This window comes from Maricurvus nonylphenolicus, from assembly GCF_042854845.1.
Classification (GTDB): Bacteria; Pseudomonadota; Gammaproteobacteria; order Pseudomonadales; family Cellvibrionaceae; genus Maricurvus; species Maricurvus nonylphenolicus.
Window position 1 is genome coordinate 1,860,456 of record NZ_AP031498.1, and the last position, 16,241, is coordinate 1,876,696.

The following is a 16,241-nucleotide window of genomic DNA, read 5'->3' on the forward strand; positions in this document are numbered from 1 at the left end:
CTTTTTATCAACTGGCGACTTTTGGGGCCTTATGGCCAAGCTTGTTAAGCAGGTGATCAATGGCTGTATTCACAGCTGCAAATTGTGGGATAAGATCAGTGGCCAGTTCATCGGTTATGCCACCGGATCCCTGGAGTGCAACGACCGGTTTTTGTTGGTTGAGTAGTCTGTTCATCAGTTTTTCGGTCCCGGGGCCGCCACCGATCATAATACCGGCATCGGCCTTTTGAGCGAGCAGCTGATGTTTAACATCTTGGGATTGGCAGCGCGTTACACTATCCAACGTATAATTTATCCAGGTAAGTTGGCTGGGGTCCAGTACTGCACAGGCCCTGCCACCCAAACCACTAGCGGCAACAAGGGCGTGATGAAATGTACCTTTGGTATTACCGACAGCGAGGCCCAGACCTCGTCGAGCAAGCTGTCTTCCCACCTGAATAGCAAAGACCACATTGTTGATGGGGCAGTGTTTGGCAAAGCCGAGCAGGGCAATATATTGTGTGTTTGCGTGTGTATGCATTATGAATTCCCCTCTCGTAATGAGCGTTCAGAATAGGTTCGCAAACTGCCTAGTAAATAGTCCATCAGGGTTCGTGTGCCGTTGTGGATAATGGCTTCTGCGGGCATGCCTGGGTAAAGTGCCAATTGCGGCTGTTGTGCCAGGGCATGTTTATCTATCGCTAGCGTTAAGGTGTAATAACGGATGCCACGTTCATCTACCAAGGTATCGGGCGATAAGCTAATGATGTTGGCATCGACCAATGGAGTATGACGGGCATTATAGGCGCTGAGGCGAATCTGAGCCGTGTTGTTGTGGTTGATGTTTTCGATGTCTTCCGGTTTTACTTTGGCTTCGACAATAAGTTCTGCATGCGCAGGAATAATTTCCATTAACATCATATCGGGTTCGATCGTGCTACCGACGGCGTTGATGCGTAATTGGCTGATGCGTCCAGCGATAGGGGCCTGGATACGGGTGCGTTGTAAACGACTGTCCAGTAACGTCAGTTCTTTTTGTAATCTGGCGCGTTGATTCAACAGCTGGCGGTAGTTGTCTATAGCTTTGAGGGTATATCTATCCTGCAAATGTTCTTGTTGCTGTTGTAACTCAATGACGTGGGTTTGCAGTTGATTAACTTCTGCTAAGGCATTGGTTCGCACCCGTTCGAGCATAATGGCATTGGCATGAACTTTATTGTGTTGGCTTTGTGAGACAAAATCCTTTTTTGATAGTGCCGCAAATGCTTTGACATCGGTATTCACCAACTCCAACTGCTTGTGTATGTTTTTCAGTTCCTGTTGTTTCCCCTCAATTTGTTGCGAGGCTTGTTGCTGCTGTAAGGACAGAATATGTTGTTGATTGGCCAACTCTTGTCGATGGGCTAACCAGGTTTTTTCTGCGATGGTTATGGCTTGCGGGGTGTTGAGTGTATTGGCTAAAGACCTGAGATCATCGCTAATCGTTAACGCATCGGTTTCAGTGATGATAGCTTGATTGCGTGTTAACTCCAGGCTGGTCACTAACAATTCTTCCATGGTTGAGCGTTTGACTGCCAGCAGGTCTTTGGTATCCAGCTGAATCAGTATTTGTCCCTGTTCTACATAGTCTCCGTTCTCAACCAGCACCGATTCAACAACACCGCGATCATGATGTTGCAACGTTTGGCGCGTCCCCTCAGTCCTAATATGTCCTGGGGCTAGGGTAGCACTGGAAATAGGGGCGAAATGTGACCAACCCGCTATGGCCAGGATACCGATGACGAGAATCAATAATGTCCGCTGAAGAAGCTTTTGGAAATCCAGTGTAAATTGGTTTTCGTATTTCATGACAATTCTCCTCGCAGTGTATGTAGGTTATGTATGGGATGAACGCGATTGTTTGTTAGAGACAGGCCTTGAGGTGGGCCAAAAAACGCGGGTAAGCCGTTATCCATTAACAGGATTTTGTCACTGCCTTCAATGATGGATTTACGTTGCGTTACACTGATAACCGTTGTGCCTCGGTTTTGCATTTCCTGAAATAGTTGCTGAAGTTTATTGAGCCCGTCATTGTCGAGGAGGTTGTCCACTTCGTCCAAAAACAAGTATTTAGGCTGAAAGAACAGGGCGCGGGCAATGGCCAGTTTTTGCATAAAACTTTTACGGCAGGCTTTCGGTTCATCTTTGTTGATCGAGTCATAACCCGCTGATAGCGTTAAAATATCATCGTGAATACCCGCTTGTTGTGCGGCTCGTTCAATGCGATTGCTGGTCGATGTTTGCAGATGGCTGATGTAATCCTTGATCGACAGAGTTAAGGGGGCAGAAGGTGATGCGGCATAGCCAATCTGATTATGTAGCCAGCGTCTGTCTAAATGATGAGACTGGAAGCCATCCAGATATACCGTCAGATCCGGCGTCGATGCTGCAATTCCATTGTTGGGGCTGCTGTTGTTCGCCGATATTCCCAACATGGCATGTAACAGACAAGATTTTCCTGAACCCGATGGGCCTATAATGGTAACATGCTCCCCTTTATTGATACGGATGTCGATAGGGCGGGTATGTTGGTTGGCATTACCGACAATGCGCAGACTACCGTTTAAGGTTGCGGTCGGACGGTATTTATCATCTTGAACTTTGCCCAGCAGTGTTTTTATCTGTTGCAGAATCTGGTGCAGTTCAATTAATTCTCGCCAGTGGCCAATCAGTTGATCAAAGGGCATGAGACAGCGGCTGGCAATAATAATAGCGGCCAACAGTTGGCCTGCGGTAATTTGTTGCTGGATTAACAGCATGGCACCGACAGTCGGTACAGCAATTTGCGACAGCGTACGCAAGCTGTAAGACATTGACATGAGTGATTGCTGAGTGGTGTCTGATTGACTTAAACCCTGGGTTTGGTTATCCACAGCACGTTTAACACGCGCCAACCATAAATGGTGATACCCCATAATCAGTGCATTTCTGTATTCTTGCTGTAAGGCCTGACACTCACGTTGGGTTGTCTGTGCTGTCTGTGACAGATTGGGTTGCAGGCGTTTGAGGGTAAAATGACGCGCTACAGTGATAGCAATCAGTAGTCCATTAACGACGAGCATTGCCAGGCCCAGCAGAGGGTGCATCCAAAACATCACTAATAAAAAAACGGGAATAAACAGGGCATCAGCCAAGCCTTGCAAGCTGGGTTGAGACAATAAATGTGATAGCTTTAACAGCACACCTGGGCTTGACTGAGATTTATCACTCTTCTTTGAGGGCGATAGACTGTTCAAGGCCCAATCTTCCAGATTAAGCTGCTGAACACGATCCTGGATAAGATGGCTGAGAATACGCGGGATACGGCGGCGAACTGTATCCAGCGCAATTCCCATAAGGCAAACCACGAGAGTGACTGTACATAACATCCACAGTGTCTCTTCACTTTTACTGTTAAGTACCCGATCAAAAATCTGCAAACTATAGAGTGGAACGGCAAGCAGCGTGAAATTGATCAATGTACTCAGGCTAATAATGCCCAAAGCAGAGACAAACAGTGCCTTGCGAATTACGCTCCAGGTATTGTGCTGTGTCTGTGTTAAGTCATTCATGGTCTCGCCCCTGTATCATCACCTTTAATTGAGCTTAAGCGATTAGGTTAAAATCACTGAGGGATACATCAGTCACGTGATAAAGCGTGGCAAACGTTTCAGCAGAATAGGTCTCTGCACTGCCATCCATATCAAACGCTAACAATGTATTGCCGTCGGTTTCCGTCACACTGATGAAATCCGCAATCTGGTTTTGATCAATGTTGAAATCAAAGTCCAGCCAATCATCCGTAACTGAGAAGTCCAGGATGCTGTCGACCGCATTGAGATCGGAAGTACGCCAGACGAAGATATCGGCACCATCACCGCCCGACAGGGTGTCAGCGCCTTTAAGGCCACGAATAGTGTCGTTACCATCACCACCGGTCAGTGTGTTTTCACGTAAATCGCCGCGCATCCAGTCGTTGTAGTCAGAACCTATCGCACTTTCTACGGCGTGCAATGTGTCGGAATCACCACCCGTGGTGCGTTTACCGTGAAGGTCGATACGAATAGATTCCGTCAGGGCAGAGTAATCAACCGTGTCATTACCACTACCGCCAACAATGTGATCTCGGCCAGCACCTGAGATGAAGAGATCATCACCGGAGCCACCATTAAGCTGGTCATTACCGGCTCCACCGTTAAGAATGTCGGCACCGTTTGCACCGATCAGGTGGTCATTACCGGATCCGCCGATTAACGTGTCATCTCCCGCGTTACCATACAGATGATCATTGCCAGTACCACCGTCAAGACTATCGTTGCCAGTGCCACCTTGCAGAGTGTCGTGACCACTTTGTCCGAAAAGTGTGTCATCACCTGAGTTACCTTGCAGGGTATCTGAGCCGCTACCACCGTCGAGAGAGTCATCGCCATTTCCTCCTTTCAGAGTATCTGTACCACTATCACCAAAGAGTGCATCGTTGCCGCTATTGCCGGACAGGGTGTCATTGCCGGTACCGCCTTCCAGATGATCATCGCCAAGGCCACCACTTAAGGTATCGTTACCGGAATCACCGTATATACTGTCGTTACCTGAACCACCCTTAATTTCATCCTGACCGTTGCCGCCGTAAGCGATATCATCACCGGAGCCACCAGAAATAAAATCCTGGCCACTATTGCCGTAGTGAATATCATCTCCCGCGCGACCGTAGAGCTCGTCATTACCGGTACCACCGTAGAGAATGTCATCATCGGGTTTTGTACTCACACCCTGGCTGGGAGGGGTAGAGAGAAGACCACGAGCATTGGTACTGCCTATGTCGAGAGTGAAAACGGTATCGTCAAAATCCCGGTCGCCACCGTTGAACAGATCTTCAAACCCCAGGGTGATCTCACCTTTGTCGGTATTCAGTAAACCCACCGTATGATCGATACCATCGGGGTTAAGATTAAACTCGTTTTGAGTTGGGCCTGCACTGGAGTGGTACTGATGGTAAACCAGTTGCTGTTCACTGCCGTCAGCATCGGTAAACAACAGGCCAGGGTTGGTACTGGTCTCGCTGGCCTGACTACCATCACTGTTACGAAATGCCAGACTGCCCGTATCGAAATCCATACCTGCATAGCCACCGTTATAGCTATAACCGTTGGCAATGATAAAGAAACCCACTTGTTCGCCGGCGGTTAATATCAGGCTGCTTTCACTCACACCACTGATCAGTTCACCACCCGAGCCCTGCAGGCTGGCATTAGGAAAGTGCATGGTGACATCGTAGATGTTACCTTCGCTATCAATTTTATAACTGCCCAGGCTGTTACGATAACCGGCACTTTCACCTTCAAAAATGATACGACCGGCATAATTTTCAGTAACGATCAAGTTGGAGAAATCGACAAAACTGGGGCCGCCACCGCCGTAAAGGATGTCATTACCTCTGTTGCCGTAAAGAACATCATTCCCGGTTCCGCCCCAGACTTCATCGTGACCGCTGTTGGCTGTAATTAAATCCTCGCCGCCGCGACCAGAGATCACTTCACTGGCGTTACCGCCATTGAGGACATCGTCATTGTTCGTACCAATTAAGGTTTGAATCGCTTTTGCCATAATGTTTACCTCTTATTTACCACTTAGTTACATCAGTTAAATTGCTGCTATTACTCATTAATAAAAGGATCAAAAATAAAACGAGAAGTTTGGAAGAGTAACCAGCGATGTGTAAAACAGTGTCGATAGAATCAGCGCTGTAACCCACACAGCGGTCATATAGGCAGCCATCAGGTTACGTAAACGATCAGCCAGCGAATCCCCCAAGCCGGCTGATTGGTTACCTCGGTTAGTCCAACGTTGCTTGGATAAACGGGCCAGGCAGTAAACTTTTACCGCCGCGTTTAACAGCTGATTGATATACAAAATGAAAGGCCACTCAATGTGCACTGTTGAGCTGTAACGAAACAGGAATAAAGACAGTGCCATGCGAGATACTGCAATCCAAATCAGATAAGCCACAATGTAAGTGCTGTCTTTAATAATGGTTGCACTGACCGCGACAATGGGGCTAACCAACATGGTCCACATGGCTATACGTTGATCCATCACGCACCACCAAATGAAGTAGCCAATTTTGTTGGGACCTAATTGCAGGGCTCGGGTACCGTTGCGCAGCATATTGCCTGACCAGCGACGGAAATTTTGCGTCATACGCTCAAACCCGGATCCTTCTACTTCTTCAATGGTGTACACCAGTGCATCGGGCACATAGAGCATCTTGGCGTCCTGGGTCAGCATGTAGTACCAGGTACTTTTGTCATCACCTGACAGAAAGCGGAATTTCCCCCACAGCCAATGCTCCAGGTGATCGGCTTCCAACATGCGAATAAATTTGTATTGGGTGAGGTGATTAGCGCGAAACACCGACATACGTCCGGTCAGGGTTAATACCTTGTTGGACATGGCATGGGATTGCATGGCAATACGGCGCTGGGAAAAACGCATAATCAGCCAGGATTGCACCCACTTGGGACCGTAACAAATAACTTCCTCATCAGTGGTTACGGCTTGAAGTTCTTCATCGGCGGCAAACAAGGGGCAGCAGCGGCGCAGAATTCCGGGTTCCAGTACCGCGTCACCATCCATAAAGACAATCAGATCATCCTTGTGAATACCACGGCGCGACATGGCACGCAGCACCAGGCCAATAGCCATACGCTTGCCGGGGACGTTTTGGCGAATCATGACAAACTCAAGGGGCAGGTCCGTGGCGTGCTGACGCAAATAATCCATCATGATATTTTCGTCGTAGGAATCGCCTGAACCCAGCCATAGGGTGGTAGGAATACCTGATTCACGCACTTCGCGGCAGATACTCTGGATAACCAGTTCTGTGGTATCACGGCGTTCCATAAAGGTAGTCATCATGAAATGCGCATGACGTGGACGCCAACCGGCTTGCCAGCGTTGTTCGGCAGCAGCACGGGTTTTAGGAAAACGCGAGTGCTGGTAAATTTCAGAGCGAACAACATGAACAAACCACCAGGCATATCGCCAGATACCCAAGCCTCCCAGGGTGATAGTGATCACCTTAAGTTCTGGGTCCCATATGGTATTAGGAATATACATCACCAACAGAAAACAACTGCACAGATAAAAAGCGACTTGTATTTTTACCAGTAAATTCCACTTTTTCGGCTTGTCGTAGTATCGCTCGCCGCTCTTTAACGCACTGTATTCACGGGTTGAATTAACGGTTTTATGGATGTCAGATTTTTCTGGCCAGGTAACCATTTGCGGGATCATAGGGTTTCTCCCACAGTTGCATCCAAATATTCACTGCTGGTTAGCTGCTGTAATTCAGCCATTTCACCTTGGCGGCGTTTAGCGATAAAGCGGGTAACGGCACGGCTTACCGGAGTAACCGGGAACACGACTTCCACGGGTAAACCAGAGCGGAAATTGACATCGCCAGGCAAGCGATTAACTTCAATTTCTACCAACACGTTTCGACCCGATGTATCCACTGGACGGTAGCTGACAGCTTGGTTAAGCAAGCCGTTAGCATCGGGCTTGATTTTAATCACTCGTCCCATAAACAATTGATCGTGATGTGTGATTTTAATTTGTGCGGGCAAATTAAGTGTGACCGGCCTGGCTTCTTCTACGGTTAAAAACGCATGTATTTTGGGCGTTTGGTTACGCTCAAAGACAGCAATGGTTTCACCACGCTTGACCAAAGCGCCTTTGTGACGATAGAGGTTGACCAGCTTGCCTTTGCCTGGGGAAACAATGGACAGGTTATCCCGGTAGTCATACAGGTTAACCAGGCTTTGCATGGCCAGTGAGATTTCTTTTTGTACCAAATCAATATCGATCTGATACAGGCGTGCTTCTTTACTGGCAGCAGAGCCTGAAGTTTCAATAGCAAGTACCTGACGTTGACGTAACGCTTCCAGTTCCAGTTTTTTCTGCTCAACAAAGATTTTCGATTCATCGATACGATTTTTTAAATCCGGTGATTCAATGGAAAGCATGGTTTGGCCTTCCAGGATAGGTTCATCAACTGCGATATTAACGTCGCGGATACGGCCGTCGACCAGAGAGACAATAGGCTCTACCGGTGCATTGGTTACAGCGCTGTTCACACGCAGACTCAAAAAGTTGTCATAAACGGTGATGGTGGCCAGAGAGAAGAGCACGAGGCCAATAAAAAGATAAACCAGCGACATGGTGATTAAACGCACCGGCAAACGTTGCGTAGGAACTTCTTCCATTGGGCTTGGATCCGGTTTGGTAGATACCGGCGTCACAGGTGAATCAATCCGTAAAATCGTATCCTGAATAGGCGTCATTGAACCGCGAACCAGCTGTTCAACGAAATGGCTCATCAGTTCGGTTTGACGTTCATCCAAGGTCACAAACTTGGCTGCCATGGTGTGGTTTTCTTCGTCCACACGGACAACTTCAATATCAATGGCAAAACCGATATCAAAGCCCTGGAATGGCAGTTCAAACTTGCAGCTAAGACTCTTACCGGAATTTACCTCAGTAATGTCTCTGTCCCAGTCTGCTACGCAGAAGCCTCCCAGACTCCAGTCTTGCGCCGCATAGTCTCGGCCATCGATCTGCAAGTGCAGCGGGGTATGAACCCGATGATGTAGTCGCTGACATGCTTTTTCGCGAGTGATTTTCATGATTCGCCCTTTCTGATCATGCTTTTCAGGTAAGGGGCAAAAACTAAGCCATTGATTGAAAAGTTGTTATTAATCAGTGGGTTATGGGGTTTTTAGGGGGCGATTTGAGAGCTCCTGCCAGTGCAAAAGCCTCGAAATTGCAGATCACAGCCGTTTTTTTGCAATTTGCAAAGCTATTTGCCTGATTGACTGCAAATTGCAATGCACAACGCTCTGGCGGGGGCGTGAGCATGCCTGTGGGTGTCGGATAACTTACTGATTTAAAAGGGAAAAACGGATTTTTGCGGCGGCTGGCTTAGCTCTTGCTCATTACCCTGTAGGCGAAACATTTCGCATTTATTAATGAATTGAAAAAAATCTATAAAGGTGGGCGACCATGATTTTTTCAAGCAATGTTTTTTTGTTCGTTTTTTTACCCGTCTTTTTGACGGCTTACTATGCAACCCCGGAGCGTTATCGTTCCTGGATCATTCTATTTGGCAGTTATTGTTTCTATGCCTGGTGGCGCGTAGATTTTCTGCTGCTGTTTGTTGCCGTTACCCTCTGGAATTATCTGATAGGGCTGCGTATTGAGGCGAGCCTGGACAATAGGCGCAGCGCCAGGTTCTGGGTCACCTTCGGTGTGGTACTGAATTTATCCACGTTGGGTTACTTCAAGTACGTTAACTTTGGTGTAGCTACGGTCAATGCTGTGTTTAACCAAATGGGCATGGACCCCTGGTTAGTCACTCAGGTTATTTTGCCGATTGGTATCTCGTTTTATATTTTTCAGGCGATCAGTTACATCATCGATGTCTACCGTAAAGATACGCCTGCCACACACAATCTGATTGATTTTGCTGCATTCATTGCTTTGTTCCCGCAACTGATCGCAGGCCCAGTGCTGCGTTATAAAGATGTCGCACATCAGTTTCAATCACGTACCCATAGCGTGAGTAAATTTTCCGAAGGCGTGCAGCGATTTATGCTGGGCTTCATTAAGAAGGTCATTATTGCCGATAGCATTGCGCCTTTGGTGAATGCCGGATTTGCACTTGAAAATCCAACCATGCTGGATACCTGGGTAACGGTATTGGCTTATACCGCCCAGTTGTATTTTGATTTTTCAGGCTATGCCGACATGGCTATTGGTCTTGGCTTGATGATGGGCTTTAAGTTTGTGGAGAACTTTAAACACCCCTACATCAGTCAATCAATCACCGAGTTCTGGCGCCGCTGGCATATCAGTTTATCCAGTTGGTTGCGAGACTACCTGTATGTGCCTTTGGGTGGCAACCGCAACGGTAAAGTCAAAACCTATCGCAACTTACTGTTAACCATGATTCTGGGCGGCTTTTGGCACGGTGCTAACTGGACCTTCCTGGTCTGGGGTATTTGGCACGGTAGCTTGCTGGCCATTGAAAAAGCCGTTGGCCTGAATGTATCGGCAGAGTCAGCGCGAGACCGCTTTGTGATCACTCGCTGGGTACTGACATTGTTCCTGGTGATGTTGGGTTGGGTTGTATTTCGTGCGGAAACTATCACCAGTGCCATGACCCTGTATGCAGCGATGTTTGATTTCTCCAGTCTGTATATCAGTGAAGTGTATGCCGCCACCATTCGTCACTCTCAGCTGGCTATTCTGGCTGCGGCCTGGGTGCTTATTGTCTATCGCGGTTTTCAGCAGCGTGCTCAGGAGTTGGGTAAAGACTTTATTGTCATGCCTCGTGTCTATGCGGCTCTGTTGATTCCCCTATTCTTTATCGCGCTTCTGAAGCTTTCTGCACAGAGCTACAGCGCTTTTCTGTACTTTCAGTTTTAACAGAGGTTGGAGGAAATGAAGATGAATAACAATTGTAAAAAACCACTGTTAGATCAACTTTACTGCGTGAGTTTTGCGGCCTTGATATCCGGCTTTTCGGTGGGATCTTTAATGGATTTTAAGACGGATGCGATCAATGAGGCCCAATTCGAGGAACTGATTACCGGACAGATCACGGTAGCACTGGAAGATGATTACGATGATCACTTTCCACTTAAATCACTTGGCGTGAACTTTTGGTCAGCGATTGATTACACGGTATTTTCCGAAGGCCGTCCAGGGTTGGTTATCGGTGAGGACGGCTGGCTGTTTTCCAGCGAAGAGTTTACCGCCACTGCGGGGGCTGAACAATCGCTGCAGCAAAACCTGGCATTTGTTGGTTGGGCTAAACAGGCACTAGCGCGTCAGCAAATAGCGTTGGTGGTTAGTCTGGTTCCTACAAAAGCGCGTGTATTGGCCAGTAAACTGGCTGAACGCAAGCCTTCGTTATTACAGCGATCACTTTATCCTCAATTGCTGGAGACCCTTGATCAGCAAGGCATAGTCGTCGCTGATGGGCTGCAAGCGATGGCCTCACATGGGCAGGCGGAGTTGCAGTTCTTGCGCAACGATACCCATTGGACCCCTATGGGGGCAGAGCAAGTCGCTGTCAATACGGCGGCCATGGTTGAGCGTGAATTTGGTGCTATGCATCTGCACCGCCAACCCTTTATTACCGAAATCTCGGCGGCGAAAAATCATCAAGGAGATTTGTTGAACTTCTTGCCATTAACACCCTGGTTTGAAGGTTTGATGCCGCAGCCGGACATGCTCTCAATAACGACAACGTATGCTCAATCCACAGCGGCGGATGATTTATTTGGTGATGCACCGAATGTGGAAATTGCGTTGGTGGGTACCAGTTACAGTGCAAACCCCAAATGGAATTATGCCGGTGCCCTAAAGCAAGCGTTATCAATGGATGTGGAAAACCTTTCCATGGAAGGCGAGGGGCCCATGGTTCCCATGCTTGAGTTTTTAAATACCGAGAATCTAGATAAAGACGCTATAAAGCTGGTGATTTGGGAGATTCCGGAACGCTATATGCTTTTTGATTATTCGCCGCTGTATGCAAGTTTGCTTGAGCCGCTTGACGATACAGACAAACGCCTTGCTTCTTTTAATCGTAAACAATAGTTGTGTTTTGGAGGCTGTTATGAACCGTTCATTTAATATGATTTCTTACACTCAACTGATCGTTATGTTGGTGTTGTTAACCGTTTGCATGATGCCCAATGCAGAAGATGCCGCGTTGTATGATAAAGCACCCAAAGGCTCTTCCTTTATTCGGGTTATTAGTCTGTCTTCTACGCCCATGAGCGTGCGCCTGGGTGATCGCAATATTCAAGCGCAGTCCTATTGCTCGGCCAGTGAGTTTTTGTATCTGCCTGCGGGACAATACAGTCAAACCATCGGCGATATCAGTTGGAGCGGTGAGTTTGAAGAAGACGGTATCTATTCGCTGGTAATTTCCGATGCGGAGATCTGGCTGTTAAAAGAACCCAAGGCGACTCACTCTCGTAAAGGTGTATTAGCTGTCTATAACTTCTCCGATTATCAATCGATTTCGGTGCGCACCAGCGAAGGTGGTCGCTTGGTGTTTCGCGAGTTACCAAAGGGGCAGTTGGTATATCGTCAGGTTAACCCTATCAAAATTGGGCTGTCTGCTTATGCCGACGAGCAACGTGTGCACGATTCTGCGCCGGTTATTTTTCAGACGCGTGTACTGTCCAGTTTGTTTATCTGTGGACAGGAACAGTCTCTGAAAAGTCATTGGGCGATGTACTGAGTTTTCAGATTGTTGAAGTTTGGAGGGTGAAATCATGAAAAACGTATCAACACATGCAGCGATCCTGTCCCTGGTTATCGGCTTGGCCGGTACCCAGACCGGGTATGCAAAGGCACAAACGCAGGATAACTATCCGCGTTTATGCGAAGCCGCTACTGACGTAGGTAATTACCACAATGACTTTCTTAAGAGTTTTGTGACTCTGCAACAAGGCGATGACGGATGGTTATTCAGAGATCACGATCTGAGATTAACATTTGGTCCTGGCCGTTCGGGTATGCAAAAACTTGGCGAGTTGCAGCAGGCCTTAAAAGCCAAGGGAACCACCTTGGTGATGGTGCCGATTCCAACGCGAGCATTGGTGCATCCGCAGGCATTGGGAGACATCGATTATAACCTCTCCCGTAGCCGCCGCGCTTATGAGCGGTATTTAAAGCAGCTCCGGGGTATGGGTATTGTCGTCCCGGATCTGGAAAAGCTGGTTGCCTCCGATGTGGATAAACCCCTGTTTTTTGCGCGTGATCATCATTGGAATAGTCGTGGAGCACGTGCCGTTGCGCGCTATACCGCTCGTGCTATTCAGCGTACCCATGACTACGAAAACCTGGAAAAACAGCAGTTCTTAAGTCACTACATCGACAAGGATAACAATCACGGAAGCTTGCAGCGGGCAGCTGAGATCCTTTGTGAGAGCGGTGATTCCACACCGCGTTATCCGAAAGAGTCTTTTAAAATTTATCAAACCGCACTGGCCGGTGAGGCCGATTTATTTGGCGATGAACAGGCTGCAGATATTGTTCTGGTTGGTACCAGTAACAGTCAGGGAAAATTGTGGTACAACTTTTCCGGTTTCCTGAGTCAATACACCAATCTGGATGTATCTAATGAAGCGGTCAGTGGCGGGGGATATGATGGTTCTTTAATGCAATTTCTGCGCAGTGACGCATTTAAACAGCAACCCCCCAAGTATTTGGTATGGGAGATCCCAAGCTATTACACCCTGGGTTCTATGGCATTTTATGAGCAAGTGTTGCAGTTGCTTAAGGAGGAATCATGAACACGTTATCCACATTTCTCGCAGTGCCCCTGATTGCGTTGGGCGCGACAAGTCATGCAACCGAAACCGTTGTGGAATGGGGTTATGATTCCAACCCGCATAAAATATCTTCGCCTGACTCCGGTGCTCAATTTACCCGTGCCCAGATCAAGCACAATGGCGAGAAGGTATTAGAGCAACAGCAGAAGCTTAAATACAGTCTGCGCCTCGACAGTTACTTTTATGAAGGTGGCAGTACCGCAGCAGACAATCACCGTTTTGATGGCCGTATACGTTGGGCCAATCGCTTTAAAATCGGCAAGCGTACAGCCAACTTTTTGGTGACTGGCGATATGCGTAGCGAACGTAAAACCTATTTCAGTCAAAGCCAACGCCAGGTTGCAGAAACCAGTAGTGGGGATTCACTTGAAGACCGTTTTAATTACGATTCACTGAAAATGGCCGGCGAATTTATTTACCGCTTTGATCGACAAAAGTCACTGTCTTTACACAGTTACGTTACTCGGCGTGACTATCAGGAAGATTATAGCGATCTAGATATTGAAAGCCTCGATTATACCGAAGTGAATCTGCAACCAAGCTTTCGCTATAAAACGGGTAATGGCAGTTATGTGCGTGCCTTTGTGTATCACAAGGTTCGTTACTATGACGAATTGATGAATGACAATCTGGACGGCAGAAATATCGAAGGTGATGAAGTTGAGCTCACCATGCAGGGCTACGGCATACTGTATAAACGCAACATCTCCAAACGTCTGGATATCAAGGTGTATCTCAATGGCTATTTCGCCAGAGATAATGCTGACGGATATCGTGACCTGAATTATCAGAAACTGGAGTTTTCCGGTAACTATGCCTTCGATCATGGTGGCCTCTTGAGTTGGCGTACCAATCTCTACAGTCGTGATTATCTGGAGGATTCAGCCAGACCGCCTGAGTCTGAAACAGGAAACTCCGGGCGTTTACGTGAGGGGGTATTCAGCGAGGTGATCTATTCCTACCCATTGATCAATATCGATGGTAACCCTTTGCGCTGGCAGCTGCGGGCTACGGGGGAGTGGGAAGATAACTCCGATGATTACTTTACCTATGATCGTCAGATCATGGCCACCGGGCTTCATTATCAGTTCTGACAATCAACTGCAGCAGAAGCCTCCTGAAATCCCACGTCCCTGGCGTGGGATTTTTTGTTTATACGGGGTTAGCTGGGGCTGTCGCCAAGTGCAAATAGCAATCGCAGATTGCTTTGCAATTTGCAAAGCGGGTAAAGGCGGGTTTGAGCAGATATTGACTGAGTTTTTGTAAGTAGTTGAAATTAAAGGAAAAAATAAATTTTGCGAGGCTGGCACGATACCTGAAATAACCACTGTGGGTTATCAAATTTTACGAAGGGTGAAATCATGTACAGCAACAAATTACTCAACGAAAAGAAACACTTTACCGAATTTGAGTTCGTGCTACCTGAGCCAGAAGCAACCAATGTGGTTGAACTGCCCAAGAAGCGTGAACATCGCAAGCTGCGTATTAGCATTATGGGCCTGGGTTATGTAGGTGCCGTATCGTCGGCTTGCTTCTGTCGTCTGGGTCACGAAGTGATTGGTGTCGATCCTGATCAGCAAAAAGTGGCCGTTTTGAATAGTGGCAAGTCACCAATTGTTGAGGAAGGTTTGGATGAACTACTGAGTGATGCTCGCAGCCGCAAGCGCTTTTTTGCCACGACCTATACCCAGCAGGCCATTCAGGAAACTGAAATTACGCTGGTAAGCATTTGTACGCCAAGTGATGCCGAAGGCGCCTGTGACCTGACGTATTTGAAGCAAGCCGCAGAGCAAATGGGTGAAGCCCTGCGTCAGAAACAAGACTACCACGTATTTGTTTATCGCAGCACCGTACCGCCTCGTACAACCCGCGATGTCATGATTCCCATTATTGAATCGGTATCCGGCAAAAAAGTGGGCGAAGATTTTGGTGTGGCTTTCAATCCGGAATTTCTGCGCGAAAGTACCGCCGTTGATGATTTCTACCATCCACCAAAAACCGTCATTGGCGGTTATGACGCTGCCAGTATTCGCGCTGTACAACGTTTATATGCGGGTGTGTCCGGTGAAGTGGTATGCACTAACCTGGAAGCGGCTGAATTTGTTAAATACGTCGACAATACATGGCATGCACTGAAAGTCAGCTTTGGTAATGAGATTGGTCGTTTGTGTAAAGCCGTAGGTGTAGATAGTCACGAAGTGATGGATATCTTCTTAAAAGATACCAAATTAAATATCTCTCCTTACTACCTCAAGCCGGGCTTTGCGTTTGGTGGCTCCTGTCTGCCAAAAGACACCCGCGGTATTTCTCACTTGGCCAAATCCCTCAACCTCGATCTGCCAGTGATTGAACATATCAATGATTCCAACCAGGAGCACATCCAGCATGCAATGGATATGGTCTCTGAACTGGGTGTAAAACGCATTGGTATTATGGGATTGACCTTCAAAGCCGGAACCGATGATTTGCGTGAAAGCCCAGCTATCGCGTTAATGAAAGCGCTACTGGAATGTGGCTATGACGTAAGTTTCTACGACCCTTGTGTGCAGCGTTTCACCTGTCTGGATAAAGATCCGGAGATGAATGCCAAGCTACAAGCGTGTCACACCCTGTTTGCTGACAGCTTACTGGAAGATTCAGAAGCCCTGTTGCTGACGCACAATGCGCCTTATACCCAACAAATGATTAAGCAAGCATCCGATGATGTGAAAATTATTGATCTGGTGCGTGTAACCAACTCCGTAGTTGCGGGTGAAAACTATCAAGGCATTTGCTGGTAAGCATGCTGAACAACACGGTACGCCAATATTGGCGTACCGCGGCATATATAAACTT

The 16,241-nt window shown here is 47.6% G+C and carries 12 protein-coding genes; 6 read left to right on the forward strand and 6 right to left on the reverse strand.

What is annotated here, in order from left to right; all coding sequences use genetic code 11:
* Positions 1–7: 7 nt before the first annotated feature.
* From ACGHZ6_RS07990 to ACGHZ6_RS08015, 6 genes are all read right to left on the reverse strand, one after another.
* Positions 8–520, reverse strand: coding sequence for a hypothetical protein (locus ACGHZ6_RS07990; protein ID WP_390618305.1), 513 nt, complete (start codon positions 518–520; stop codon positions 8–10).
* Entirely contained in the window at positions 520–1,827 is a 1,308-nt protein-coding gene (locus ACGHZ6_RS07995; RefSeq protein ID WP_390618306.1) for an HlyD family type I secretion periplasmic adaptor subunit, read from the reverse strand. The genes ACGHZ6_RS07990 and ACGHZ6_RS07995 overlap by 1 nt, the downstream gene beginning before the upstream one ends.
* Entirely contained in the window at positions 1,824–3,569 is a 1,746-nt protein-coding gene (locus ACGHZ6_RS08000) for an ATP-binding cassette domain-containing protein (protein WP_390618307.1), read from the reverse strand. Before ACGHZ6_RS08000 ends, ACGHZ6_RS07995 begins: the two co-directional genes overlap by 4 nt.
* Positions 3,570–3,603: 34 nt before the next feature.
* The gene (locus ACGHZ6_RS08005; protein WP_390618308.1) at positions 3,604–5,601 is read right to left on the reverse strand and encodes a DUF4114 domain-containing protein; all 1,998 of its coding nucleotides are present in this window, start codon (positions 5,599–5,601) and stop codon (positions 3,604–3,606) included.
* A gap of 69 nt (positions 5,602–5,670) precedes the next feature.
* Positions 5,671–7,290 (reverse strand): glycosyltransferase, encoded by a 1,620-nt coding sequence (locus ACGHZ6_RS08010; RefSeq protein WP_390618309.1) that lies wholly within the window; start codon positions 7,288–7,290, stop codon positions 5,671–5,673.
* A complete protein-coding gene (locus ACGHZ6_RS08015; RefSeq protein ID WP_390618310.1) occupies positions 7,287–8,681 on the reverse strand; it encodes a hypothetical protein in 1,395 nt (464 codons plus the stop codon). Before ACGHZ6_RS08015 ends, ACGHZ6_RS08010 begins: the two co-directional genes overlap by 4 nt.
* A gap of 376 nt (positions 8,682–9,057) precedes the next feature.
* On the opposite strand from ACGHZ6_RS08015, the gene ACGHZ6_RS08020 reads away from it, so the two are divergent.
* The 6 genes from ACGHZ6_RS08020 to ACGHZ6_RS08045 all read left to right on the forward strand — a co-directional run bounded on the left by ACGHZ6_RS08020 (position 9,058) and on the right by ACGHZ6_RS08045 (position 16,186).
* Positions 9,058–10,482: an MBOAT family O-acyltransferase gene (locus ACGHZ6_RS08020; protein WP_390618311.1), complete on the forward strand. Its 1,425-nt coding sequence runs from the start codon at positions 9,058–9,060 to the stop codon at positions 10,480–10,482.
* 21 nt (positions 10,483–10,503) lie between these two features.
* The gene (locus ACGHZ6_RS08025; RefSeq protein ID WP_390618312.1) at positions 10,504–11,658 is read left to right on the forward strand and encodes an alginate O-acetyltransferase AlgX-related protein; all 1,155 of its coding nucleotides are present in this window, start codon (positions 10,504–10,506) and stop codon (positions 11,656–11,658) included.
* Positions 11,659–11,677: 19 nt separating this feature from the next.
* The gene (locus tag ACGHZ6_RS08030; protein WP_390618313.1) at positions 11,678–12,310 is read left to right on the forward strand and encodes an alginate O-acetyltransferase AlgF; all 633 of its coding nucleotides are present in this window, start codon (positions 11,678–11,680) and stop codon (positions 12,308–12,310) included.
* A 34-nt stretch (positions 12,311–12,344) separates the two neighbouring features.
* Entirely contained in the window at positions 12,345–13,367 is a 1,023-nt protein-coding gene (locus ACGHZ6_RS08035) for an alginate O-acetyltransferase AlgX-related protein (protein WP_390618314.1), read from the forward strand.
* Positions 13,364–14,500, forward strand: coding sequence for a hypothetical protein (locus tag ACGHZ6_RS08040; protein WP_390618315.1), 1,137 nt, complete (start codon positions 13,364–13,366; stop codon positions 14,498–14,500). Before ACGHZ6_RS08035 ends, ACGHZ6_RS08040 begins: the two co-directional genes overlap by 4 nt.
* Positions 14,501–14,767: 267 nt before the next feature.
* Positions 14,768–16,186, forward strand: coding sequence for a nucleotide sugar dehydrogenase (locus ACGHZ6_RS08045; RefSeq protein WP_390618316.1), 1,419 nt, complete (start codon positions 14,768–14,770; stop codon positions 16,184–16,186).
* The last annotated feature ends 55 nt before the right edge of the window (positions 16,187–16,241 follow it).